General features: G+C 49.5%; 26 protein-coding genes. 10 read left to right on the top strand and 16 right to left on the bottom strand.

Features of this window, described 5'->3' with window-relative positions:
* Genes EH243_RS10030 through EH243_RS10020 form a run of 3 tightly spaced genes read right to left on the bottom strand, consistent with a single transcriptional unit; the run spans position 1 to position 3251 of the window.
* A complete protein-coding gene (locus tag EH243_RS10030; protein ID WP_126158517.1) occupies positions 1–1167 on the bottom strand; it encodes a hydroxymethylglutaryl-CoA synthase in 1167 nt (388 codons plus the stop codon).
* Between the two features lie 15 nt (positions 1168–1182).
* On the bottom strand, positions 1183–2214 hold the full coding sequence (fni, locus tag EH243_RS10025) for a type 2 isopentenyl-diphosphate Delta-isomerase (RefSeq protein WP_126158516.1): 1032 nt from the start codon (positions 2212–2214) through the stop codon (positions 1183–1185).
* Positions 2214–3251: a hydroxymethylglutaryl-CoA reductase gene (locus EH243_RS10020; RefSeq protein ID WP_126158515.1), complete on the bottom strand. Its 1038-nt coding sequence runs from the start codon at positions 3249–3251 to the stop codon at positions 2214–2216. The genes fni and EH243_RS10020 overlap by 1 nt, the downstream gene beginning before the upstream one ends.
* A gap of 302 nt (positions 3252–3553) precedes the next feature.
* On the opposite strand from EH243_RS10020, the gene EH243_RS10015 reads away from it, so the two are divergent.
* Positions 3554–3871: a hypothetical protein gene (locus tag EH243_RS10015; protein WP_241235046.1), complete on the top strand. Its 318-nt coding sequence runs from the start codon at positions 3554–3556 to the stop codon at positions 3869–3871.
* 35 nt (positions 3872–3906) lie between these two features.
* Here EH243_RS10015 and EH243_RS10010 read toward each other — a convergent pair whose 3' ends face one another.
* From EH243_RS10010 to EH243_RS10000, 3 genes are all read right to left on the bottom strand, one after another.
* Positions 3907–5496, bottom strand: coding sequence for a response regulator (locus EH243_RS10010; protein ID WP_126158513.1), 1590 nt, complete (start codon positions 5494–5496; stop codon positions 3907–3909).
* A 122-nt stretch (positions 5497–5618) separates the two neighbouring features.
* Positions 5619–6845, bottom strand: coding sequence for an argininosuccinate synthase (locus EH243_RS10005; RefSeq protein ID WP_126158512.1), 1227 nt, complete (start codon positions 6843–6845; stop codon positions 5619–5621).
* 148 nt (positions 6846–6993) lie between these two features.
* Positions 6994–7842 carry a flagellar protein MotY gene (locus tag EH243_RS10000; protein WP_126158511.1) on the bottom strand — a complete coding sequence of 283 codons (849 nt, stop codon included), beginning with the start codon at positions 7840–7842 and terminating at the stop codon, positions 6994–6996.
* 229 nt (positions 7843–8071) lie between these two features.
* On the opposite strand from EH243_RS10000, the gene rnt reads away from it, so the two are divergent.
* Positions 8072–8692 (top strand): ribonuclease T, encoded by a 621-nt coding sequence (gene rnt / locus EH243_RS09995; RefSeq protein WP_126158556.1) that lies wholly within the window; start codon positions 8072–8074, stop codon positions 8690–8692.
* A gap of 113 nt (positions 8693–8805) precedes the next feature.
* On the opposite strand, the gene EH243_RS09990 is transcribed toward rnt, so the two are convergent.
* Positions 8806–9408: a peroxiredoxin gene (locus tag EH243_RS09990; protein ID WP_126158510.1), complete on the bottom strand. Its 603-nt coding sequence runs from the start codon at positions 9406–9408 to the stop codon at positions 8806–8808.
* Between the two features lie 209 nt (positions 9409–9617).
* The gene (grxD, locus tag EH243_RS09985; RefSeq protein WP_126158509.1) at positions 9618–9953 is read right to left on the bottom strand and encodes a Grx4 family monothiol glutaredoxin; all 336 of its coding nucleotides are present in this window, start codon (positions 9951–9953) and stop codon (positions 9618–9620) included.
* 329 nt (positions 9954–10282) lie between these two features.
* On the opposite strand from grxD, the gene EH243_RS09980 reads away from it, so the two are divergent.
* The 5 genes from EH243_RS09980 to EH243_RS18895 all read left to right on the top strand — a co-directional run bounded on the left by EH243_RS09980 (position 10283) and on the right by EH243_RS18895 (position 13921).
* Positions 10283–11467: an aspartate aminotransferase family protein gene (locus EH243_RS09980; RefSeq protein WP_126158508.1), complete on the top strand. Its 1185-nt coding sequence runs from the start codon at positions 10283–10285 to the stop codon at positions 11465–11467.
* 42 nt (positions 11468–11509) lie between these two features.
* A complete protein-coding gene (gene argF / locus EH243_RS09975; protein WP_126158507.1) occupies positions 11510–12421 on the top strand; it encodes an ornithine carbamoyltransferase in 912 nt (303 codons plus the stop codon).
* Between the two features lie 151 nt (positions 12422–12572).
* Positions 12573–13487, top strand: a complete 915-nt coding sequence (locus EH243_RS09970) for a LysR family transcriptional regulator (RefSeq protein ID WP_126158506.1) — start codon at positions 12573–12575, stop codon at positions 13485–13487.
* A gap of 34 nt (positions 13488–13521) precedes the next feature.
* Positions 13522–13827 carry a DUF6942 family protein gene (locus EH243_RS09965; RefSeq protein ID WP_126158505.1) on the top strand — a complete coding sequence of 102 codons (306 nt, stop codon included), beginning with the start codon at positions 13522–13524 and terminating at the stop codon, positions 13825–13827.
* Positions 13781–13921 carry a DUF6942 family protein gene (locus EH243_RS18895; RefSeq protein ID WP_420897535.1) on the top strand — a complete coding sequence of 47 codons (141 nt, stop codon included), beginning with the start codon at positions 13781–13783 and terminating at the stop codon, positions 13919–13921. Before EH243_RS09965 ends, EH243_RS18895 begins: the two co-directional genes overlap by 47 nt.
* Here EH243_RS18895 and EH243_RS09960 read toward each other — a convergent pair.
* On the bottom strand, positions 13918–14295 hold the full coding sequence (locus tag EH243_RS09960) for a carboxymuconolactone decarboxylase family protein (protein WP_126158504.1): 378 nt from the start codon (positions 14293–14295) through the stop codon (positions 13918–13920). The two genes, EH243_RS18895 and EH243_RS09960, sit on opposite strands and share 4 nt — an antisense overlap.
* A 359-nt stretch (positions 14296–14654) precedes the next feature.
* Here EH243_RS09960 and EH243_RS09955 point away from each other — a divergent pair, with 359 nt between their 5' ends.
* Positions 14655–16007 carry a class II 3-deoxy-7-phosphoheptulonate synthase gene (locus EH243_RS09955; RefSeq protein WP_241235045.1) on the top strand — a complete coding sequence of 451 codons (1353 nt, stop codon included), beginning with the start codon at positions 14655–14657 and terminating at the stop codon, positions 16005–16007.
* Positions 16007–16345 carry a YqcC family protein gene (locus tag EH243_RS09950; protein WP_126158502.1) on the top strand — a complete coding sequence of 113 codons (339 nt, stop codon included), beginning with the start codon at positions 16007–16009 and terminating at the stop codon, positions 16343–16345. The genes EH243_RS09955 and EH243_RS09950 overlap by 1 nt, the downstream gene beginning before the upstream one ends.
* A 23-nt stretch (positions 16346–16368) precedes the next feature.
* Here the strand turns inward: EH243_RS09950 and EH243_RS09945 are convergent, their stop codons facing one another.
* From EH243_RS09945 to EH243_RS09930, 4 genes are read right to left on the bottom strand one after another with little or no spacing between them, the layout of a single operon-like run.
* Entirely contained in the window at positions 16369–16770 is a 402-nt protein-coding gene (locus tag EH243_RS09945; protein WP_126158501.1) for a CBS domain-containing protein, read from the bottom strand.
* Entirely contained in the window at positions 16767–17117 is a 351-nt protein-coding gene (locus EH243_RS09940) for a P-II family nitrogen regulator (protein ID WP_126158500.1), read from the bottom strand. Before EH243_RS09940 ends, EH243_RS09945 begins: the two co-directional genes overlap by 4 nt.
* A 9-nt stretch (positions 17118–17126) precedes the next feature.
* Positions 17127–17924 (bottom strand): DUF1538 domain-containing protein, encoded by a 798-nt coding sequence (locus EH243_RS09935; RefSeq protein ID WP_126158499.1) that lies wholly within the window; start codon positions 17922–17924, stop codon positions 17127–17129.
* Positions 17924–18625 carry a DUF1538 domain-containing protein gene (locus EH243_RS09930; protein WP_206441587.1) on the bottom strand — a complete coding sequence of 234 codons (702 nt, stop codon included), beginning with the start codon at positions 18623–18625 and terminating at the stop codon, positions 17924–17926. Before EH243_RS09930 ends, EH243_RS09935 begins: the two co-directional genes overlap by 1 nt.
* Positions 18626–19049: 424 nt before the next feature.
* On the opposite strand from EH243_RS09930, the gene EH243_RS09925 reads away from it, so the two are divergent.
* Positions 19050–20120 (top strand): DUF3549 family protein, encoded by a 1071-nt coding sequence (locus EH243_RS09925; RefSeq protein ID WP_126158497.1) that lies wholly within the window; start codon positions 19050–19052, stop codon positions 20118–20120.
* 130 nt (positions 20121–20250) lie between these two features.
* On the opposite strand, the gene EH243_RS09920 is transcribed toward EH243_RS09925, so the two are convergent.
* From EH243_RS09920 to EH243_RS09910, 3 genes are all read right to left on the bottom strand, one after another.
* Positions 20251–20631 carry a VOC family protein gene (locus EH243_RS09920; protein ID WP_126158496.1) on the bottom strand — a complete coding sequence of 127 codons (381 nt, stop codon included), beginning with the start codon at positions 20629–20631 and terminating at the stop codon, positions 20251–20253.
* 210 nt (positions 20632–20841) lie between these two features.
* Positions 20842–21651, bottom strand: a complete 810-nt coding sequence (locus tag EH243_RS09915; protein WP_241235044.1) for a replication protein P — start codon at positions 21649–21651, stop codon at positions 20842–20844.
* Positions 21569–22474 carry a DnaT-like ssDNA-binding domain-containing protein gene (locus EH243_RS09910; RefSeq protein WP_126158495.1) on the bottom strand — a complete coding sequence of 302 codons (906 nt, stop codon included), beginning with the start codon at positions 22472–22474 and terminating at the stop codon, positions 21569–21571. The genes EH243_RS09915 and EH243_RS09910 overlap by 83 nt, the downstream gene beginning before the upstream one ends.
* Between the last annotated feature and the right edge of the window lie 66 nt (positions 22475–22540).

The raw sequence follows: 22540 nt of genomic DNA, 5'->3' as shown, positions 1-22540 counted from the left end.
TTAGCAGGCGATATATTCACGCTTATGGTGGGAGATGCTAACTAAGCGAAAACGACCGGTAGTCCCTTCCCCTTTAGGATGAACACCGCCATCAATAGGATCAACATCGTTATACAGAGCGAGATACTCGTCATAAGAGACTTCACTGCGGGCATCTAGCATCGAACGGTGTTTATCAATGTGCAAACACTGATCATAACCATCAACGATTTTGCCAGAGAAAAATTCAGCCACCGAACCGGAACCGTAACTGAAAAAACCCACCCGGTGACCGGACAAATTTTCCTGACAGTTTTCCAGCAGCGAGGCCAAACCGATATACATCGATGCCGTATAGCTGTTACCGATGATACGGTTATAACGCAGGGTATCTTCGACTTGCAGATCGATCATTTCAGGTGTCAAAGCACTCTGATTCACCCGCGCCAAATGCTTATGGGCTTTTTGCGCCATACGGGTAAACGGCAGGTGATAACAGAAATGCTGAAAATCATTGAACGCGAGAGAGCTGACTTCACGGAAGTGTTCCCACGCATGCTTCAAGGATTGCAGATAGATTTTGGTCGAATATTTACCATCCACCAAGGCGGTAGAGCGGTAATTCGGGCGCCAAAAATCCATCACATCTTCCGTGTGATTACCGACTTCAGGGTCCAGTTCGACCAAGCGGGGATTCGCCGAGATAAGCATCGCCACAGCGCCGCAGCCCTGAGTCGCTTCACCGGAGGTCCCCAGATCATAACGGGCTACATCAGAGGCGATGACCAGGACTTTCTTTTCCGGTTGACGGGCCACGAGCCCACAAGCCATCTGAATAGCCGCCGTAGCGCTATAACAAGCCTGTTTCAGTTCGACCACACGACACTTAGACGTCAAGCCAAGCAAGCGATGTACATAGACACCGGCTGATTTGGATTGGTCTATCCCCGTTTCAGTAGCGAACATCACCGTACTGATAGCGTCTGTGCCGACCCGCTCTATAAGAGGCAGGGCCGCATTTGCCGCCATCGTCACGATATCTTCATCCGGGGCAGGCATTCCCATTTTCTCCTGCCCGATACCCTGATAATATTTCCCAACATCAATCTCCTGGACCATAGCCAGGTTCTTCAGATCCAAAAAGTAGTTGGAGGTGTAAAAGCTGATTTCATCAATACCGACGGACATACGTACTTAAAATCCTCAACGCTCGCCCAGAATGAGAGCCCGATTCATAAATAAACTGTTTACATCCGGCATTCCCAGCAAAAACATCGCTGTTGTGAATTCGCGCCGGCGTTGCTCTATTACCCTGACCACTGAATCGGCGGATTCCATTGCCGGTTTCAGGAACGGTGCGGCCATGCCGCAGAGCGAGGCGCCGAGTATAACAGATTTAACCATATCAATCCCATCCCTGAGTCCACCACTGGCAATGAAAGCTGCACTATTTTGATACGGCTGCGCTAATTTCAATGCCTGCGGGGTAGGAATACCCCAATCCTGGAAGCAAATTCCAAGGTCATCGCCATGGTGTTCGCTACGATGATGCTCGATACGGCTCCATGATGTGCCACCACAACCGGCCAGATCAAACCACTGAATGCCCGCCGCGATACCCGCTTCAATATCCGCTGGAGACAACCCAGCCCCCACCTCTTTAAGCAGTACGGGCTGTTTCAGCTGCGCAGCCACCGCGGCGATTTTCGCCTGCAAACCGATAAAATCAGTATCACCCTCTGGCTGCACCGCTTCCTGTAATGGGTTCAAATGCAGATACAAACCGTCTGCCGCCAATACATCCACCGCCTGCTGACACTGCTCTATAGAGAAACCATAGTTCAGCTGCACCGCACCAATATTACCGAGCAGTACCGTTGTCGGAGCATAGGCCCGCAAGTCAAAACTCTCGCGCGCCGACGGCTGGGTAAACATCACCCGCTGAGAACCTACCGCCAAGGCAACACCGGTCCGCTCTGCCGCTTCGGCTAAATTGCGGTTGATGGTATTAATCAGCGAGTGGTCTCCCCCCGTCATCGAGGAGATCAGCAGCGGGAAACTCAGCTTTTTACCGAGAAACTCCACGGAGGTATCGATCTGGTCCAGCGCCCGGTCGGGCAAGGCGCGGTGACACAGCTGTATCTGATCAAAAAAACGGCCATCGCGATCGGTCAAAGGATCTTTTTCGATAGCCCGAATATGTTCGATTTTTCGGTCGTTCGTCTGATCAGACATCAGCGTTCCATTTTCAAGTGAGATTCCATCAGCTCACCGGGATTAGTCTGTGCCGCCATCAGGGATAGCTCACCGCATAACACTGTCGCGGCACAGATAGCCGCTAGTCGACGGGCATTCTCCCCCGGCTCTCGCGCTTCTTTGCAACCGAGGGCTTGCAGGTTCTGCTCGACAAACTCGATCCCTTTGCCATTACCAACACTACCCACAATAAGGTTCGGCAAGGTGCAGGAGAAATACAGATCACCGTTGCGCACTTCGGCATGCACAATCCCCTGAGAGCCTTCAATAATATTGGCTGCATCCTGCCCTGTCGCCAGATAGAAAGCCAACAACATATTGGCATAGTGGGCATTAGCGCTACGTAAACCGCCGGCCAGCATCGTACCGATCAGGTTCTTCTTAATATTCAGATCAACAACTTTTTCCGGTGTCGTTTTAAGACGCCGTTCACACAGCTCGCGAGGAATCAGAATTTCACTGATGACATATTTGCCCCGCCCGAGAATGCCATTAACCGCAGTGGCCTTTTTATCAGAGCAGTAATTAGCAGAGATCGAGGAATAACGCAGCTGAGGATATTCATTGAGAATCCAAGGAATCAGTTTATCCGCCGCGTTGGTCACCATGTTATGGCCTGAGGCATCACCGGTGGTAAATTCAAGCCGCAGGTAGATAAGGTTAGCCACAATCTGACTATTGAGATCGATCAATTTGGCAAACCGACTGGACGTCGCCACGATCTCGTTCAACTCATCTTGACGAGACTTGATAGACTCAAGCGCTTTAAAGGCTTCAAACGCATCATCGGCTTCCAACAAAATCGAACGACTCATCCGCTCATCGATCACCGTGGTTTTAATCCCCTCGTCAGTCAGCACCGAGATGCGGGCGCCGCGCCCCACCGATGGCCATAAAGGCGTTTCATAGGTGGCCAGTGGCACTGACACTTTTTCATTCAGGATATGACCACTGATTTTAATCGGCCCAACGGTACGCATTGGAATCGGTGCTTGATGAATTTTATGGGATTTCATAATCTCTCGGCACAATAAAAAAGGGCTGCCGCGATCATAGAAGCATGATCTGCATTGCAACCCTTCAGGAAGCTCGTTTAAGGTGTGGATTTTATATAGCCACTGTGGATTATGCAATCCAAGGGGCTTTACCCTCGCACCGACCGGGGTAAACAATTAACGGTTATTTGTACCCAAACTGCCCGCATTGACTTGACCCATCTAAAGAATCGCCGCCATACTTAGTGCAATTCAAACTCAAATCGGCGGTAGCTTAGCTTATGTTGTATGCAATCAGAAATGAACAGGGACAGGTCACTTCATTGTCCGCACATCCGGTTGAACACTCAACGGTCGCCGATATTGCAGACCCTGATGTGATTCGTTTTTTATCGAGCAACAATAACACCGAAAGCCCACAGGAAATTCTCGACAAATCCGACACCGAAGTCAGCCGAATCGTTGAGGATTTGATCGATCTACTGATCGCCAAGCAAACGATTTTATTTACGGATCTGCCGGAACCGGCACAACAGAAACTACTTTCACGAAAACTGGCACGTTCGGCCTACCAATCCGATGAAAACAGCCCAGTCTCAAACAACTCTATTTTAAGCGATGACGATTCTATCTTGCTCTGAAAACAGCAGCGCAACGCCGGTATAGATTGCCGGCATCAAACACTTTCTTCTACTTTTCTTTTCCCTTCCGCCATCATCCGAACCATATCGGCACAGCGTTCCGACAACGACAGAAATCGTTTTTGTTGACGCAGGCTCAGCGCACCATAGTTAATATCATAAAGGGCATTATCACAGCGCAACAGTAGCTCGAAGCGCTCTTCACCTGGGGTACGCGCCTGCTCCAATGCCGCTTGAACCAAGTTCAGTGTCAAACTAGGATTCGCGGGTAAAATACCATCGGCCTGCACAAAAAAACCCAACGATTTAGCATAATTTTTCTTGCGATAAGCTAACATCCCTTGAAGATTCAACCGTCCCCACTCAAGGGAAGCACTATCGCGATTAACACGCTGCTTTAATGCTTGAGCATCGGCCTCCACCGCCATCCCTTCCATGCCCTCTAGAAAGAATTCGACCCACTCCGCCTTTTCCGTTAACTCCAGTTCGCAGAACAGATCGAAGGCATTGCGGGCAGCTAAATCCGCTCGGTCTTGCGCACCGGCGCGACGATACACCTGCGCCACCATTAAGCGCGATTTAAACTGCACAATGGCAGCATTGGGAAACGCCTGAATCACATCTTCCAGGGTTCTGATGGCACTCTCTTCGACGTCGCGATCAAAGCTATCCCGCGCCAGTTGCGCCGCCACCAAACTGAAATAGTAATCTTCCGACTGGAAGCAGCTTTGTCGGGCATATAGTATCGCCTGACTATAAGCCTCCACCGCGACATTCCATTCCTTATTTTGGGCCGCCAGGCTTCCTAGGGTACCAAGCAATTCAGGTACCGTGGGCTGCAGCATAACCGCCTTACGCAATAAGCTGATCGCCTCACCACGCTCGCCTAGTGAGCGAAAGGTTCGCGCCAACCAGGTATAGGCTTCTACACAGAAATGAGATTCATCAATAACATGCTGCAACACCTGACGCGCATTCAGATAATCCCCCTGATGACACAACGCCGCCCCTAAACCGACTCGTGCCCAAGGCTGATCCCGCTGCGTTACGATCGAGCTGAACAACTGCCCCGCTTTATTAAACAAGCCTTCTTGCAGCAGGATAATCCCTCGAAACCGATTAACGTAAAGCTTTAACGCCGGATAGTTCTGTATTAACTGGGGGCACATCTGCAACGCATCTTGAAACCGCCCCTGATCGAGCAGCGCATCCAATGGCTGTATAACCTGTTTGACCCGCATGATTTTCTCTAACCGAAAACGGACTCTCGGTTCAGAATAGGGTTTGGAAATATAGGTATCGGGCGAACTATCGAGAGAGCCAAACAGCAACTTAGAGCGATCAGGATCAACCACAAGGGTAAAAATAGTCGAGAATTGACGGATTCGTTCAGCGGTCGCCTCTTGAATCAACTGCAGTCCATTCTTGCTACCTTTTCCTAAATCGAAGACAACAAAACAGAGGTCATATGCCGTCTCGCGCAACAGCGCCAACGCCATATTGACCGATGAGGCCACCTGAATGTCAGACACACCCATGTTGCCCAGAATCATCTTCAACTCGGCAAGATCTTCTAGGCGGTTATCAACAATCAGTACTTTTTTATTTGAGTAACTGATTTCCATAGGCTTTACATCAGAATAGAATTTATCAAAGTATCATATAAATCAGACAACTATCAAAGAGTAGCGGACATAAAAAAGCCCCGATATGGGTACCATATCGGGGCTTTTCCAATTAAAACCGCTTAATCATTAAGCAGATCACGTCCTTTGCTGGCTGCAATACGCATCCGCAAGGCATTCAGCTTGATAAAGCCAGCTGCATCTTTCTGATCGTAAGAGCCTGCATCATCTTCAAAAGTAGCGATACTCTCATCAAACAAGCTGTTTTCAGAACGACGACCCACAACAATGACGTTACCCTTATAAAGCTTAAGGCGAACATCACCGTTCACATTACGCTGAGAGAAATCGATCATCTGTTGCATCATTTTACGCTCTTCAGACCACCAGAAACCGTTGTAGATAGTCTTAGCATAACGTGGCATCAACTCATCTTTCAGGTGAGTGACTTCACGGTCAAGCGTAATGGATTCTATCGCCCGGTGTGCACGCAACATAATGGTGCCCCCCGGAGTCTCGTAACAACCGCGTGACTTCATACCAACAAAGCGGTTCTCAACGATATCCAAACGACCGATGCCGTTTTCACCGCCGACTTTGTTTAGGTATTCCAGTACGGTTGCTGGGCTCATCTCTTTGCCGTCGATCGCAACAATATCACCCTTATCATAAGTCAGCTCAAGATAAGTCGCCTCATCCGGTGCTTCCTCAGGGGATACAGACCAACGCCACATATCCGCTTCAGCTTCAGCCCATGGATCTTCCAGAATGTCACCCTCGTAAGAGATGTGCAGTAGGTTAGCATCCATAGAGTAAGGTGATTTCTTCTTATTGCTAGAGAAATCAACTGGGATATTGTGCTCTTTACAGTAATTCATCAGGGTTTCGCGGGATGTCAGATCCCACTCACGCCAAGGCGCTATTACCTGTACGCCAGGTTTCAGTGCATATGCACCCAACTCGAAACGTACCTGATCATTACCTTTACCTGTTGCGCCATGAGAGATCGCATCGGCACCGGTTTCATTAGCAATCTCGATCAAGCGCTTAGCAATCAGCGGACGGGCAATCGAGGTACCCAGCAGGTACTCACCTTCGTAAATCGTATTGGCACGGAACATAGGGAAAACAAAGTCACGGACAAACTCTTCACGCAGATCTTCAATATAGATCTCTTTAACGCCCAGCGCTTCCGCTTTGGCGCGTGCAGGTTCAACCTCTTCACCCTGACCTAAGTCAGCCGTAAAGGTAACCACTTCACAGTTATAAGTATCTTGTAACCAACGAACGATTACAGAAGTATCAAGGCCGCCGGAATAGGCCAGCACAACCTTTTTGATATCGGACATAATAGAGAGGCTCCAACGTAAATCAGCCCATTAAAGAGCATCGTTGTCTCTAACGGGTACCTAAAAAAGGAAAGGGCGCAATTGTACCATGATTACAGCAGAGAAACAGGGCCATATAATGATCAACACGGCATCAATGGACTGCCATTTAATTACGATCTAAACGAATGGTGACTCGTCGACTGCGGTCGCGGGTCTGACGATCATTTTTCTGGGCTACCGGATAGCGTTCGCCATGGTAGCGGGTGGTAATACGATCAGCGCTAACGCCTTTTTTCTCCAGATAAGCAGTCACCGCTTCCGCCCGTTTTTTCGACAGATCGCGGTTAGCCAGCCGTCGACCCTGTGCATCGGAGTGTCCATCCACAAAGACAGACTTCACCGAGTCATCGTTGTTTACATAAATAGCGATTAGATCGAGACGTTCTTTCGTGGAATCCGATAACTGCCATTGCGCCGAAGGAAACAGTACCGCAGTTCGGGCTATCTGCCGGTAATTCACCGGCAACAGGTCGGATACACAGTCGGTATAGGCGGCATAGGCAGGTGGAAAATTAGCGGCTGACAGCGCGATACGCACAGACTCACCGGTATCAGCCCAGTTCTGCGCCAAGAAGGTCGGCATGCGTCCGCGAAAAAGACTGCCTAACATCTGCTGCGAATAACCGGTAGGCACCGATATAGTGCCGTTTGACGCAAACTTAACCTCACCTATTTGGCGCGGCGCAATACCGGGCTGCCAAGGTGACGCGCCTTCCAATATTCGCACCTGCCCTTTCAGCCCATGCCCTTGCAGGGGTTTTAGCGTAAAGCGAACCGTTTCACCGGCCTCTTGATTAAATTCACCATCCCCAAATAGCGGAATTCGCTGCGATAAACGACAACTAAATTTAGACGCTTCCAGCTCCCACTTAGACTGCTCAATAGATGCAGAATAACCTACCGCGAACACCGGCAGAGAGAACATAAATAGAAGAGATAAGATAGTTACACGCATAGACAACCGGAATCCAGAAAGGTTATGAGGCTTAGCTGATCTCCTATATCGGCCACCGTCAAAAGAGCTTTAGTTTATCACCCTAACAATGGTGTAACGAAGAACTACAGAGTTATTTGTGAAAACCAGAGCAAGTCTTTACACTAAGCATAGCTAATTACCAACCTAGGCTGTCGAAATCAGCCATTAAGGATATGCATTGAACAGAAGCGCTCAGTACCAGCACCCTATGTCGAATCGTTTTCGTGGCTATCTGCCCGTTGTTATCGACGTGGAAACCGCCGGATTTAATTCCCAAACCGATGCCCTGCTGGAGATCGCAGCCGTCACCCTCACCATGGATGATGATGGCAACATGCTGATCGACGAAAGCTATGAATATAATGTCGAACCCTTCGAAGGCGCCAATCTCGAACAGGCCGCCCTAGATTTCACCGGTATCGATCCGTTTAACCCGTTGCGTGGCGCCATTGCTGAAGCCGAAGCGATGGAGAAGATCTTCAAGCCGATTCGCAAAGCCGTTAAGTCGCACAGCTGTAAACGTGCCATCTTAGTGGGTCACAACGCCTCTTTCGATCACGGCTTTGTCACCGCTGCGGCGGAACGTTGCGATATCAAACGTAACCCTTTCCACCCATTCTCCACCTTCGATACCGCGACACTCGCCGGTTTAGCTTTTGGCCATACGGTACTGGCTAAATCCTGTGAACTGGCCGATATCGATTTTGATGGTAAGCAGGCTCACTCTGCGCTGTACGATACGATGAAAACAGCTGAGCTCTTCTGCACAATCGTTAATCGCTGGAAAGACCTCGGCGGCTGGCAGATGGCAGAATCACGCTTCGAATAATCAGCTTAATGCTGGGTAATCAAGGCTTATCGTCTATTATCCAGCGTTAAACGCAAGCCATAAAAAAACGCGCCCTTAGGCGCGTTTTAAGTTTTAGCACTAGGTGCTAAATATTACAGAGTGTCAGCATTTTCGCTCAGGTAAGCGGCAACGCCTGCAGGAGATGCGTCCATACCTTTGTCGCCTTCAGTCCAGCCTGCTGGACATACTTCACCATTTTTCTGGTGGAATGCCAGAGCATCAACCATACGCAGCATTTCATCAACGTTACGACCCAGTGGCAGATCGTTAACAACTTGGTGACGAACCAGACCATCTTCATCAATCAGGAAAGAACCACGGAAAGCCATACCGCCTTCAGATTCAACATCATAAGACTGGCAGATGCTGTGAGTCATATCAGCAACCAGTGTATATTTAACTGGACCAATACCACCCTGATCAACAGGGGTATTACGCCATGCATTGTGAGAGAAGTGAGAATCGATAGAAACACCAATCACTTCAACATTGCGCTTTGTGAACTCTTCGATACGGTGATCAAAAGCCAGCAGCTCAGATGGACAAACGAAGGTGAAATCCAGTGGGTAGAAGAATACAACAGCCTTCTTACCTTTAATGGCGTCAGACAGCGTGAAAGAGTCAACGATATCGCCGTTACCCAGAACCGCTGCAGCCGTGAAATCCGGAGCTTGCTTACCTACTAATACGCCCATTTTATATCTCCATGGTTAAATAGTGTGTTGAACCATTATGTAAATAAAATATTTACATAATGTGAAAAATTAAAAGTAGAGACAGCTTAGTGTGAGTCGCCATAGAACACTAATAAAAGACAACTATGCTCACGATAAACTGCGACTATCAAAACATCTGCCTATTCAGAACACCTCAGAGAAGGTGTTCTGAATACGGATCGCCCGTTTTAGTTGGCAGCAGAATCGTCGTCAACGACAACCGAATCGATCAGCTCTTTTAGCTCACCATTAGCCGCCATCTCAGCGATGATGTCACAACCGCCGACTAACTCACCTTTAATCCACAGCTGTGGAAAAGTAGGCCAATTAGCATATTTAGGCAGCTCGGCACGAATTTCAGGGCTTTCCAGAATATTCACAAATGCAAAACGAGCGCCACAGGACATGATCGCTTCAGACGCACGGGATGAAAATCCGCACTGTGGAAAACGTGGCGTACCCTTCATGTATAAAAGGATATCATTGGCTTCAAGTTGCTCTTTAATCGTATCTACAACGCTCATAAACTTACCTATGCTTTAACTGGTCGCCAGATCTCTGGCATTAATCAATATTTGATGAAGAAATCCTAGCATAAACCCGATCAATTTACTCAGGTATTGCGTAAAAATAATCAACAACACTCGTCGTCATGATCATAAACGCTGATTAGAAAAACGTCATATCCATCTATATGGGGTCGGCTCATTTAATCTCAAGTGATTTCATCTTTGATTGCCTATTCTTGCTTATTGACGAGCAAGTAAATAGAATTGCTGGTTTTTCCGTTCGGCGGCCCGATACAAGCGACGATCAACTAGCCTTGTATAAAGGGATTAATAGAGGGACTTCAATGTCTACACAGCCCGTTATGAATACTTATACGCGTCTTTCCGTTGCTTTTGACCACGGGCAAGGCTGCTGGCTGTTTGATACAGATGGCAATAAATATCTAGACGCCCTCAGCGGTATTGCTGTCTGCGGTCTTGGTCATGCCCACCCGGCGGTCACGACGGCCATCAGTGAACAAGCTAGCCATCTGATTCATACGTCTAATTTGTACACCATCCCCAATCAAGAACGACTGGCAGAACGCCTGACTCAGATTTCCGGCATGGACAATGTCTTTTTCGGTAATTCAGGCGCCGAAGCCAACGAAGCAGCGATTAAAATCGCCCGTAAATACGGTCATTCCAAAGATATCGAAACGCCAACCATTATTGTCTTTGATGGCTCATTTCACGGACGCACTATGGCGACCCTGAGCGCTACGGGAAACCGTTCGGCACAAGCGGGCTTCGAACCTTTGGTTAGCGGTTTTGTCCGCGCCCCCTACGATGACGTCGATGCGGTTAAAAATATTATTGCCAACAATAGCAACGTGGTTGCTATTCTGGTTGAGCCGATTCAAGGCGAAGGCGGCATTATTATTCCGGCGGATGATTATCTCAATCAACTGCGGGATATCTGTGATGCGAACGATCTCCTGCTGATGCTGGATGAGGTTCAAACCGGTAACGGTCGCACCGGCACCTACTTTGCTTATCAGCAAAAAGGGATACTGCCCGATGTTGTCACCACCGCGAAAGGACTCGGCAATGGCGTACCGATCGGCGCCTGCCTTGCACGCGGTAAAGCGGCCGAAGTCTTTGTTCCCGGCAATCATGGATCAACCTATGGCGGCAACCCGCTCTGTTGCGCCGCAGCATTGGCCGTGGTGAATACCATTACCGATGAAAAACTCGCGCAACGCGCTGCCGAACTAGGCGATAAGATCGCCGAGGGCTTTCGCGCCCAACTCGGCGACGCTTCTTATGTAAAAGAAATTCGCCATCAAGGCCTATTATTGGCCATTGAGTTGACCGAGGCCGGTACCGAGCTAGCAGTTCTCTGTAAAGTAAAAGGGGTGCTGCTCAACATCACCGGCGGTGGTAAAGTTGTACGTATGTTGCCACCTCTTATTATGAGCGATACCGAAGCGGAATTACTGGTTAACACCGTATCCCGCATCATCAAAGTCTATATGGCTGACGAATAACTGACTCTGAGCAAAAACCTGCTCCTGCGGGTTTTCTAAATTATGACTACACGACATTTTCTCACCCTACTCGATCTATCGTCCGAAGAGCTCAACAAGCTGATTCGCCGCGCTGTCGAACTAAAACAGATCCGTAACAAAGGCGAGATTTACGCGCCTTTGTCTAACCAAGTCATGGCGATGATTTTTGAAAAATCATCCACCCGCACTCGGGTTTCATTTGAAGCCGGCATGGCTCAATTAGGCGGCCATGCCCTCTTCCTCTCTTCACGGGATACCCAACTGGGCCGTGGCGAGCCGGTTGAAGACAGTGCACGCGTTATCTCCAGCATGTGTGATGTGGTGATGATTCGTACCTTTGAACATGACCTTGTGACCAACTTTGCGGCTAACTCTCGAGTGCCCGTCATCAACGCACTGACCGATGACTACCACCCCTGCCAACTCCTTGCGGATATGCAGACATTCCTTGAGCACCGCGGCGACATTAAAGGCAAGACGGTCAGCTGGATCGGTGATGGCAATAATATGTGCCATTCATATATCAATGCCGCTCGACGGTTTGACTTCAATCTGCAGATCGCCTGCCCTGAAGGCTTTGATCCCAATCCTGAACTGGTTGCGGCCAACAGCGATCGGGTCAGCATTTTCCGTACGCCGGAAGAAGCGGTTAAGGGTAGCCACCTCATCGTTACCGATGTCTGGGCCTCTATGGGTCAAGAAGAAGAGCAGAAAGAACGCGAACGGGAGTTCAAAGGCTTTCAGGTAACGCCTGCATTGATGGATCAAGCCGATCCCGATGCGATATTTATGCACTGCTTACCAGCCCACCGCGGCGAAGAAGTCAGCGCCGAGATGATGGATGATCCACGTTCAGTGGTCTTTGACGAAGCAGAAAACCGCTTGCATGCACAGAAAGCGCTGCTGGAATTCCTGCTGGTTAAGCCCGCCTAGATAGCGATACAAGCTGGTAAATAATCGGCGAAATACGCATCTCCTGCAATAAGGCTCACCTTCCGGTGGGCCTTATTGCATTCAAATATGCCGTATGAGTGCAATTCATACTATACTCTGGTTCACACAAGCAACTCTGAGGCCTGCCAGTATGATCGAACTTCGACACCTGAAAACCCTTTCTGCACTGAGGGATGCGGGCAGTCTGGTTGAAGCTGCCGAACGCATCCATCTAACACAGTCCGCGCTTTCACATCAGATTAAAGACCTAGAAGACCGCCTAGATTGCTCTCTGTTTATTCGCAAAACTAAACCGATCTGCTTTACCAGCGCCGGGCAACGCATTCTTACCCTCGCAGAAGAAGTATTACCGATGATCCGCAATGCAGAGCGAGACATTGCTCGGCTGGCTGGCGGTGAAGCCGGACGCTTGAATATCTGTATCGAATGCCACAGCTGCTTTGACTGGCTAATGCCCACCATTGATCACTTTCGCCAAAACTGGCCGGAAGTCGAAATGGATCTCACCACCGGCTTTAGCTTTCAACCACTACCGGCACTGGCCCGAGGCGATATTGATCTGGTGATCACCGCAGCCCCTGAAGAGCGTAATGGGATCGCGTATATTCCGTTATTCACTTACGAATCCGTGCTGGCCATGAGTAAACAGCATCAACTGGTCGCCCGTAAAACGATCCAGCCTGAAGATCTGGAACATCAAACACTGATCACCTATCCGGTAGAGCAGCACCGCTTAGATGTGTTTAAACACTTCCTCGACCCCGCTGGCGTCGAACCTGAAGAGGTACGCACCTCAGAGCTGACCGTGATGATCATGCAACTGGTCGCCAGTGGTCGTGGCGTTTCTGCGCTACCCAACTGGGCGATCCATCAGTATATCGAACAGGACTACATCACCTCCCGTCCACTCGGCGAAAAAGGGGTTTGGTGTACCCTGTATGCAGCCATTCGTGACGACCAAAAAGATGCCGACTTTATGGTCGATTTTCTTAACACCGCCAAAGAGATCACCTTCCGTAATCTAAGTGGTATTAAATCCGCTTAATCTGCGCGAGCCTACTCTCTATGTACGATAGAACATGCCCAACAATATGCTGACCGGTGAAACCTTAGAAGGCCAAACACTGGGCAATGTCGATACCGCGACCACATTGCTCTACCTACCCACACCACCGCTGATCGACCCGCAGCAGCCATGGGATTACGACACCCTGTGCAGCTTAAACGGCAACCACTGGCGTAAAATCCTTATTATCTTGGCTAAGTTACAAGCGCCGGATCAAGACTGGCGCACCTACCGAGATCAGCAACTGCTACAGCAGCGGGAAGCCATCTGTTTTGGCACGCAACTATGCAGCCAGCGGCCGATTGCTACAACGGGATAATATCATTCTCACACCCTATCCCGATTACCGGCAGTTTCCGAATCAACTGATCGATCAACTCAGACCGATCATTCAGGCCTTCAGTCCAGCTTAACCCTGCCTCTCATCTAACACCTCTTGCGCAGCACGAAACGCTTCCTGTGCCGCAGGCGCGCCACAATAGACAACCGAGTGCAGTAGAACTTCCTGAATCTCTTCAGGGGTACAACCATTATTAAGCGCTCCTCGAACATGGCCTTTTAGCTCGGCTGGAGCCTTCAATGCCGCTAACATCGCAATGGTGACTAAACTACGGGTAGCCCGCGGCAACCCTGGACGCTGCCAAGTCGATCCCCAAGCGTGTTCGTTGATCCAATCTTGCAAGGGTTCAGTTAGCGCCGTGGTATTGGCTTGCGCACGGGCAACAAAGGCCTCCCCCATCACTTCAGTGCGTACCTGTAGTCCGTTCTGCTTATCCTGCTCTGACATAATCTCTCACTTATTATTATCGCGTTATTAGGTTATCAAACGCCGATTTTACCAGTTTCACGGATAACTGCGGCCCATCAATCGTCTTATGCGCTTATTCTATAGTTATCCGCTTTAAGCCCTCAAACCTCCATGAGTCTGGCTTAACATCAAAACGCAGATCTAACGCCTTAACGCCAAACCGATAAGATAATGAGCCTAGCGCTCATCGCCAGCCCCTTTTTCGATAAAATGCCCGTAGCAGCAAGTCAAAAGCCGGTAATTTCTCCTTTCAGCCCTTACCTGCAAAGGCGAACAGCGCTAAACTAGACCCCATAAAAGCCCCTTAAATAGTCTCCTTTCAACTCGGTATTTTTTTGATGGATAACTGGTCTCCAGAAAGCTGGAAAAGCAAACCCATTCTGCAACAGCCTGAATATCAGGATAGTGATGCGGTCAAACAGGTCGAAACTGAACTCTCTCAACTACCGCCCCTCGTCTTTGCAGGTGAAGTACGCTCTCTGCACCAGAAGCTAGGTGATGTTGCAGAAGGTAAAGCATTTTTACTGCAAGGTGGCGACTGCGCTGAAAGCTTTGCTGAATTCAGCGCCACGAATATCCGCAATACCTTTCAAGTGCTGCTGCAGATGGCGGTTGTTATGACCTTTGCCGGTGGCTGCCCTGTTGTTAAGGTTGCCCGCATAGCCGGTCAATATGCCAAACCTCGTTCTGCGGGAACTGAATCCATTGGTGGCATTGAGCTACCTAGCTATCGCGGCGATATTATTAATGACATCGCTTTCGATGCTGCCGCACGACAACCGGACCCTCAGCGACTCATTCGCGCCTACAACCAATCTACATCCACCCTGAACTTGATGCGCGCCTTTGCACAGGGCGGCTTTGCCGATCTACATAAAGTACATCAGTGGAACCTCGGCTTCGTACAAAAGAGTCCGCTGCGGGAAAAATACCAGCACCTGTCGAATCAAATTGATGACACACTGACCTTTATGCAAGCCTGCGGCATCAGCAGCACCAGTGCCCCTCAGCTAAAAGAGACCTCTGTATACACTTCTCATGAGGCGCTTTTGCTCAACTATGAACAGGCGCTAACCCGTCAAGACAGCCTGACGGATCGTTGGTACGACTGCTCTGCGCATATGCTTTGGATTGGTGATCGCACGCGTCAACTAGACGGCGCGCATATCGAATTCTTGCGCGGTGTTGAAAACCCGATCGGCGTTAAAGTCGGCCCATCGATGAAGCCTGATGAACTCATCCGCCTGATTGATGCGCTAAACCCGAACAACCTCCCTGGCCGCTTAACGCTCATTAGCCGTATGGGTGCCGACAATATTACCGAGCTACTGCCTCCCCTAGTGCGTAAAGTGAAAGAGGAAGGCCGTAATGTCGTCTGGAGTTCAGACCCAATGCACGGTAATACCGTTAAAGCCAGCAGCGGTTACAAAACCCGCAGCGTGAATAACATTCTTAAAGAGGTTAAAGGCTTCTTTGAAGTACACCGCGCAGAAGGTACTTACGCCGGTGGTGTTCACTTTGAGATGACCGGTCAGAATGTCACCGAATGTGTGGGCGGCGCTTACCAGATCACCGAAGAGGGCTTAGGTGATCGCTATCACACCCATTGTGATCCCCGCTTGAATGCGGATCAGGCACTGGAACTGGCATTCCTGATTGCCGATACACTCAAGCAGGCTCGCCAACGGTAATGACTGCCTATGCAGAGCTACAGCAGCTATTGTTAGAGATAGAAGCGGAGATGCGGGCCTGGTCAGTTTGGTCCGCAACACCCCCGCCTGCGTCAGCGCTGCAAAGCATTCAACCCTTCGCCATTGACACCCTCAGCTTCTGGCAGTGGGTGCAATGGATCATGGTGCCGCGCTTACAGCAGATGATCGAACAGCATCAACCCTTACCACCGAATAGCAACATGGCGCCCATGGCGCAGGAAGCAGTCGTCAACAGCGGTATTAAAAGCAGTAAACTCATCGATTATTTTAACAGCCTAGATCAACTACTGACTCATAGCCCATCGGCCAGCCAATAGCCAAAAACACATTGGCTGCTCCGTTAATCGGTAAGCAAGCCATCCAAGACTATCTGGTTATAACCCACCAAGCCTTTTACCTCGCCACAGCTCACGACCGGTGCCATCGACAGACCAAAGTTGTCAAATAAACGGGCACAATAACGCACATCCATCTGCGGATCGACACCAATCACCGGCTTAGTCATCACCTCATACACGTTTACGCGCGCGGGGGCTCTATCCTTGGCTAATACCTTTTTAGCGATATCCGATAACAACAGAATGCCATACTCATCATCGTCACAACGTTTGTTCACCAGTAGTGCCGCTACCTTTCTCTCTTTGTAGATATGAATCGCATCTTTAATCGTGATGAGACCATCGACCATGGCAAAGTTATGCGTCATAACATCCTCTACCCGAACCACCGTACGTTCCTTCATAACTCATCCTCAACAACATTGGTCAGGGTTTTAATCTGATGAGCGACCCCTACCGCATCTTCGATATCCAACTGAATCGCGATCCCCTGACTGGGTTTTTCATCAAAATCAGCCACTACCGCAATGGTTTCTAAAATCTTGCGACTTAGGTGTTCCTCAACGATAAATAGCACCACATCACGGGGGGTCTCCAACGATAAGCCGAGAAATGTTTTCGTTTTATTCACGCCCTCACCGCGCGCTTTGTTGATGACGGTCGCCCCCGTGGCCCCAGCTTCACGGGCCGCTTTCATCACCTGCTCGGTTTTAGAATCTTCAACAAATACTAACAACAATTTGAAGTGCATCTTTCCGTCCTATTCTTCATTAAGCTTGTCATCACATTCCCGCCTACGCTTGTCGCGGGCAGCCAACATCTCAGTAATCTGTGCATAGCCCATCACCGTCATCATGGGGAATAGGCTAGCAAAGGCTATCAAACCAAAACCATCGATCAACGGGCTCCGCCCAGGTACCGTACTAGCCAAACCTAACCCCAGCGCAGCCACCAGCGGTACAGTCACCGTTGAAGTGGTCACCCCACCCGAATCATAAGCCAATGGCACGATTAACTTAGGCGCGAAAAAAGTCTGAATGACGACAAAAATATAACCGGGAATAATGAACCAGTGTAAGGGGTAACCGGTGATTATTCGCCAGGTTCCTAGACTGATACCGATGGCAACACCGAAGGCAACCGCCAGACGCAAGCCCAACACCCCTATCGCACCACCCGACACCTCGTTCGCCTTAAGGGCTACCGCAATCAATGAAGGCTCTGCAATGGTGGTACTGGCGCCTATCGCAAAGGCAAAAATATACACCCAATAATAGTCTCCCCAATGTAACGCACCGCCAGCACCACCACGAATAAAGCTAGGGTCGGTCAGCTGTTGCGCCATCAAACGGCCAATAGGAAACAACGCCTTATCTAACCCTAATAGAAACAGCGCTAAACCGATCACAACGTAGACAAAACCAAACAACACCCGTTTCAGATTAGGCACCGGCCGGCGAATCACCAGTAATTGAAAACCAAAGATAATCGCCATAATGGGCAATACATCTTTGATGGTTGCCAGCAAAATAGTGAATAACTGCGACAGAGTCTCCATCAGATCACCATGCCGTAAGCCATGACAAAAATCATCGGGGTTAATGAGGCAAACGCGACCAAGCCAAAACCATCGATCATCGGATTACGCCCCTCAATGGATGAGGCCAAGCCTACCCCTAAGGCGGTTACCAACGGCACGGTAATGGTTGAGGTAGTCACCCCTCCCGAGTCATAGGCAATACCAATAATTTCACGGGGTGCTAAGCCGGTCATGATCACCACCAACAAATAACCGATGGCGATCATATAGTGAATCGGCCACCCTTTTAGTATGCGGATCACCCCTACAACAATCGCCAAGCCGACCGCAAAAGCGACCGTATAACGAAGCCCAGCGGCATAACTTTTTTGAGCCGCATCACTCGCTTCGATCATGCCTCCCTGTGCAGCCACCGCAGCCGCTTCTGCCGCCACCGCAATCAACGCAGGTTCGGCCACCGTGGTACCAAACCCCAAGCAAAACGCAAAGACCAGCAGCCATAACAGACTCCCTTTGCGGGCAAAGGCATTTGCTAAGACTTCGCCGATCGGAAATAACCCCATCTCTAGACCGTAAACAAAGAAGGTTAAACCCGCCACCACACACAGCAGCCCCGTTAACAAGCCCACTAAATCAGGTACTGGTTGGTGCAAGACGACTATCTGAAAGAAAGCAATGACCAACACGATGGGCAGAAGGTCACGTAAACTTCCTATCATCGAGCGACCTAAGGCGATAAAAAAATTACTCAACGGAGCTCCCTTTGAACGGATAAAGAATGGCGCAAACATCGAATAGCTTCACTAACACGACGTCAACAGCATCATATCCAAGTTAAATGAGAAGGGTCATCAGGCAAACACAAACCCCCGACCAGCCGATTAGCAGACATTTAAAGACCAACATCCTTATTAAAGCATCAATATAAAATTGTCGTATTGACCCGTGGCAGACAAAACTGACAACAGTGGATAAAACCCCACACCATAATGATGAACGATTTATCGCCTTGCTTTGCGCGCCAATGTTAGACGCCGAGTGACTCCGGCTCTATGAATAACCGATATTGAATCTCAGCGTTGCTGTATCTGTACTGCCCACGCTGCTAAAATAGCCAGCGTTTTTACCTTATCAGGCAGCAGCATGGCACACTTTGAAACTCTGACCGACTTTATTCGTCAAACTGAAGCACAGTTCCGTATCTTCGATATGGGCCGCTGCATTAGCAAGTTATCTCCTGACACTTTTCGTCAAGTGGAGATGGGGCATATCCCCTATCCCACCCCCTTTCTGCATCAAGCTTGGATCGCTATTTTGATGTGGAACCCGAAACAGGCGGATGAAAACGTGGTCTGGTTTCTGAAGCTTCCGTTGGATGAACAGGGATTCTTAGTACAGGCGGCACGGGATGACTTTCTCAATCGGCTATTACAGAACCTGAGCAACACTATGGGCAAGGGCCCGCTGGACCAGCCCACCGATGCGACGGAGTATCGTGATGCTTTAAAGGATAACCCTTTTAGCTTCACTCCCGATCAAGAAAAAATGGCGGCCTTTCACGCTACTGCCAAGCTGACAACGCGCCAACCGGCGTCCTCATACTATGACGCAGCGAAACAGTATTTCCATGGCAAAACCAAATTAAGTGATTGGGATACCTTAGGCTATCAGGGTATCGCCGATTATGTGATACGCCATCAACAGGGCAATAATGAGCAAAAGCTGGCTGAAATATTCCCCCAACTACCCGATGTTCCGCTAGAGGCAGCCTGTACCTTTATCGAACATATCCAACCCGCTGAGGCATTAAGCACCACTATTCGTCAGCGATTAGAAACCACAGTAACCGAAGGTCAGGCATCCGCCAACCAAGTCGGCGCTCTGCTGCGGGCAATCTCACAAACACCCGAGAGTGAACAAAAAATCGCCGTGCTCAGTGAGGTGCTAAAAAGCCCATACGGCCGTGAAGCAGAAGTGATTGCCGCCCTCGCCAGTCGCTGCTGGGCTAGCTTACAGTATCCACAACTGCTACAGCTATTTTTAGAAACACTGGCCAACAATGACGCTGGGCAACCCTGTTTCAACCGCGTGATGGCCGATCTTATGTTTATTCCCACCTTACGGGCACTTAGCCTGCAACAGTTCCGCTCCCTCGAGCGCAGCGACGCCCTTAGCAAAGCCATTGGCGGAATGTTTGGCGATGGTTTTCTCTGAAAGCCCCACTGAAAACGTTATGTTAATAACCTGACCTTAAAAATCAGGCATTAAAAAACCGACATCAACCGGTTAGCAGAATGCTCACCGGTTGATGTCGGTTATCGCTGAAGGGGTCGCCCACTCAGCGTTAAGACATAAAATGCGCCGCACAAATTTTATTATCGGATGGATCGCGCAAATACGCTAAGTAGATTTGTTTATCACCAGCACCTCGAACACCCGGAGGCTCTTCACAGCTAACACCGCCAGCCGCAACACCGGCAGCATGCCAAGCTTCAACCAACTCAGGAGAGCTAGCAGCAAACCCCGTAGTCATACCATTGCCATGAAAGGCAGCTTCCCCATTAATGGGTTTGGTAATAATAAAAATACCACCATCGCTAAGATACAGATAACGCCCTTTTGCATCTAATACGCCGGGTCCATACCCCAATACCCCCAGTATCGCATCATAAAAAACTTTCGATTCTTCAAGATCATTCGCACCCAGCATGACATGGCTAAACATAGCTAAAACCCTTTTTATTAGATATAAGCAAAGAATGTGCGTTATTCCATCCTGTTTGTCTAGCAAGAAATAATCTTCGCCGGCCAGCACTCATCTCAGCCAGCGTCAAAAAGCCCAATCAAGACAATGGTGAAAACAATCTAAGGGAGACAGGAGCCCCTGAGCAGGGGCTCCATCGACGGCACAACGATGGTGCCATAACCATTAAGTTTAAAACTTAGCCTGATAATCATCCGGCAGGTTAACACTCAAGCCCCAGCTCTCAGCGCGTTGCTGGCTCGCCTGTCGAAAGCGTTCACGAACAGCAGTGCCAGCCGGCTTTGTCAGATAAAACAGTAAGGTACTCGCATGTTCTGGGCTGATATTTTGTTCTTCACCCCAACGCTGAATGAATGCCACCAGCGTATTGTCGCTTTTATCTTCCAACGCGACCGGCACTTCAATACTCAGATCTTCACCCGCCCGCACTCGGCGACAAATCACCTGATAGTTATAGCGAAAATCGGGATAGACACGGTCTTCGGTTTCGCTTCTTAGACGGAACCAACCGGTGGCCTTTCCTGCATGATAGAGCGCGATGTGAGTCCAGTCATGCTGAGTCGGATGATCCGCATAACGGCATACCTCTTCATAGGCGATCTTCACCGGAGGCAAACCGAAATCACCACTCTGTTCGTTCAAAATGGTAATAAATTCGGAGATAGTCGGCATCCATGCCAGTGTCTCTTTACAACGATTGATCGCCGATACCAGCTCAGCTTCACTATAACCCTGCATACTCAGCGCCCATTCGCGCTTGGCGATACGGATCTCATCCTGAGTTTCGAAACAGCTTTTAAACTTGTGTCCGTAAATCGCCATAAAGCGAGCGAACAGCATATTGATCAGGGTTTTAGTATCGTTGTTGATTACCGTGGAGTCTGTCGCCGCACCGGACTCACCAGTCGGTGTCCTTGATGTCCATGATGGCTGCGGTAACCCGCTTGCGCTTTTCCCGATTATCTGGGCGGGTGTTTTCATGGTTTACACCTTTATTTGCTTCGTCTGCCCGCTGTTTGCGTGCATCTCGTGTTTGTTTATTAATCCATTCCCGCTTAACCCAAGCTAGGAACTTCTGATCCCAGTTGGATTCTTTACGGTCTTTATCCAACCAGTAGAGTATAAACTCATCTAACAACTGATCGGCAAATGGTTCGGGGATATTATGACGCGGCAACATATCCAACAGCGTACGCGATGGCGTCCAGCCTAAAAACATCGCATGCAGTTTTTGGTTTTTCTCTTCAATCTCGTTTAAACGGCTAGCGAAATCATTTTCGGGCGTGGTCTGTCGGCTAGGTGTTACCTGACGACTCTTCGACCAACCGATGCTGCCACCAAAGGTCGGCGCTGGACCGAGGCGGCGCGGTTGCGCCTGCTGCACCCGTCGACTAATCTCATTGCGTTCGGGTGGCTGCTCAACCACCGGTAACTCTTGAACGGTCACAGTTTCTGGCGCCGAAGCCTCCGCCGAGAAATCGGCTGCAGCGGGCTGCGACATCGTTTGATCGGCATCAACCAGCGCTAACTTAATCGCCCGGCCATGACCAAAGGACGCCTGTATATAACCCTGCGAGACCAGACTGCTAGTCACCATCGCTAACTTATCTTCATCCCAAAAGCTGGTAAGTGACAGCCACTCTGAACGGCTTAATACCGCAGAGGCCACACCCGATTTATCGGGCAACCCGTGCAGTTGAATATAATCGTGATATATCGCCAGAAGGATCGCTTCATCAGAGCCTACCGTACGTGCCAGCGACGGATAAAACAGTACGGGTTTTTCCGGAAAACGGAAACTCATAATGATTCCAATAATCTAACGCAGAAAATAACAACAGGACAGCTAACAGCGTGAGTGCATCCGCAT

Source organism: Amphritea opalescens, from assembly GCF_003957515.1.
Classification (GTDB): Bacteria; Pseudomonadota; Gammaproteobacteria; order Pseudomonadales; family Balneatricaceae; genus Amphritea; species Amphritea opalescens.
Note: the sequence above shows the minus strand (reverse complement) of the source record. Positions and strands in the feature narration are given on the sequence as shown.

Excerpts from the sequence above, each read along its gene's own strand:
- EH243_RS10030 (WP_126158517.1), bottom strand. The coding sequence starts at position 1,167 with ATGTCCGTCGGTATTGATGAAATCAGCTTTTACACCTCCAACTACTTT.
- EH243_RS09945 (WP_126158501.1), bottom strand. The coding sequence starts at position 16,770 with ATGAAGGAACGTACGGTGGTTCGGGTAGAGGATGTTATGACGCATAAC.
- EH243_RS09955 (WP_241235045.1), top strand. The coding sequence starts at position 14,655 with ATGGATAACTGGTCTCCAGAAAGCTGGAAAAGCAAACCCATTCTGCAA.
- EH243_RS10005 (WP_126158512.1), bottom strand. The coding sequence starts at position 6,845 with ATGTCCGATATCAAAAAGGTTGTGCTGGCCTATTCCGGCGGCCTTGAT.
- rnt (WP_126158556.1), top strand. The coding sequence starts at position 8,072 with ATGTCGAATCGTTTTCGTGGCTATCTGCCCGTTGTTATCGACGTGGAA.
- EH243_RS09925 (WP_126158497.1), top strand. The coding sequence starts at position 19,050 with ATGGCACACTTTGAAACTCTGACCGACTTTATTCGTCAAACTGAAGCA.
- EH243_RS10020 (WP_126158515.1), bottom strand. The coding sequence starts at position 3,251 with ATGAAATCCCATAAAATTCATCAAGCACCGATTCCAATGCGTACCGTT.
- EH243_RS09935 (WP_126158499.1), bottom strand. The coding sequence starts at position 17,924 with ATGGAGACTCTGTCGCAGTTATTCACTATTTTGCTGGCAACCATCAAA.
- EH243_RS09940 (WP_126158500.1), bottom strand. The coding sequence starts at position 17,117 with ATGCACTTCAAATTGTTGTTAGTATTTGTTGAAGATTCTAAAACCGAG.
- EH243_RS09970 (WP_126158506.1), top strand. The coding sequence starts at position 12,573 with ATGATCGAACTTCGACACCTGAAAACCCTTTCTGCACTGAGGGATGCG.
- fni (WP_126158516.1), bottom strand. The coding sequence starts at position 2,214 with ATGTCTGATCAGACGAACGACCGAAAAATCGAACATATTCGGGCTATC.
- EH243_RS10000 (WP_126158511.1), bottom strand. The coding sequence starts at position 7,842 with ATGCGTGTAACTATCTTATCTCTTCTATTTATGTTCTCTCTGCCGGTG.
- EH243_RS09915 (WP_241235044.1), bottom strand. The coding sequence starts at position 21,651 with ATGAAAACACCCGCCCAGATAATCGGGAAAAGCGCAAGCGGGTTACCG.
- EH243_RS09960 (WP_126158504.1), bottom strand. The coding sequence starts at position 14,295 with ATGTCAGAGCAGGATAAGCAGAACGGACTACAGGTACGCACTGAAGTG.
- EH243_RS09965 (WP_126158505.1), top strand. The coding sequence starts at position 13,522 with ATGCCCAACAATATGCTGACCGGTGAAACCTTAGAAGGCCAAACACTG.
- EH243_RS09910 (WP_126158495.1), bottom strand. The coding sequence starts at position 22,474 with ATGAGTTTCCGTTTTCCGGAAAAACCCGTACTGTTTTATCCGTCGCTG.
- EH243_RS09920 (WP_126158496.1), bottom strand. The coding sequence starts at position 20,631 with ATGTTTAGCCATGTCATGCTGGGTGCGAATGATCTTGAAGAATCGAAA.
- EH243_RS09990 (WP_126158510.1), bottom strand. The coding sequence starts at position 9,408 with ATGGGCGTATTAGTAGGTAAGCAAGCTCCGGATTTCACGGCTGCAGCG.
- EH243_RS09930 (WP_206441587.1), bottom strand. The coding sequence starts at position 18,625 with ATGATAGGAAGTTTACGTGACCTTCTGCCCATCGTGTTGGTCATTGCT.
- EH243_RS10010 (WP_126158513.1), bottom strand. The coding sequence starts at position 5,496 with ATGGAAATCAGTTACTCAAATAAAAAAGTACTGATTGTTGATAACCGC.
- grxD (WP_126158509.1), bottom strand. The coding sequence starts at position 9,953 with ATGAGCGTTGTAGATACGATTAAAGAGCAACTTGAAGCCAATGATATC.
- argF (WP_126158507.1), top strand. The coding sequence starts at position 11,510 with ATGACTACACGACATTTTCTCACCCTACTCGATCTATCGTCCGAAGAG.
- EH243_RS09950 (WP_126158502.1), top strand. The coding sequence starts at position 16,007 with ATGACTGCCTATGCAGAGCTACAGCAGCTATTGTTAGAGATAGAAGCG.
- EH243_RS09980 (WP_126158508.1), top strand. The coding sequence starts at position 10,283 with ATGTCTACACAGCCCGTTATGAATACTTATACGCGTCTTTCCGTTGCT.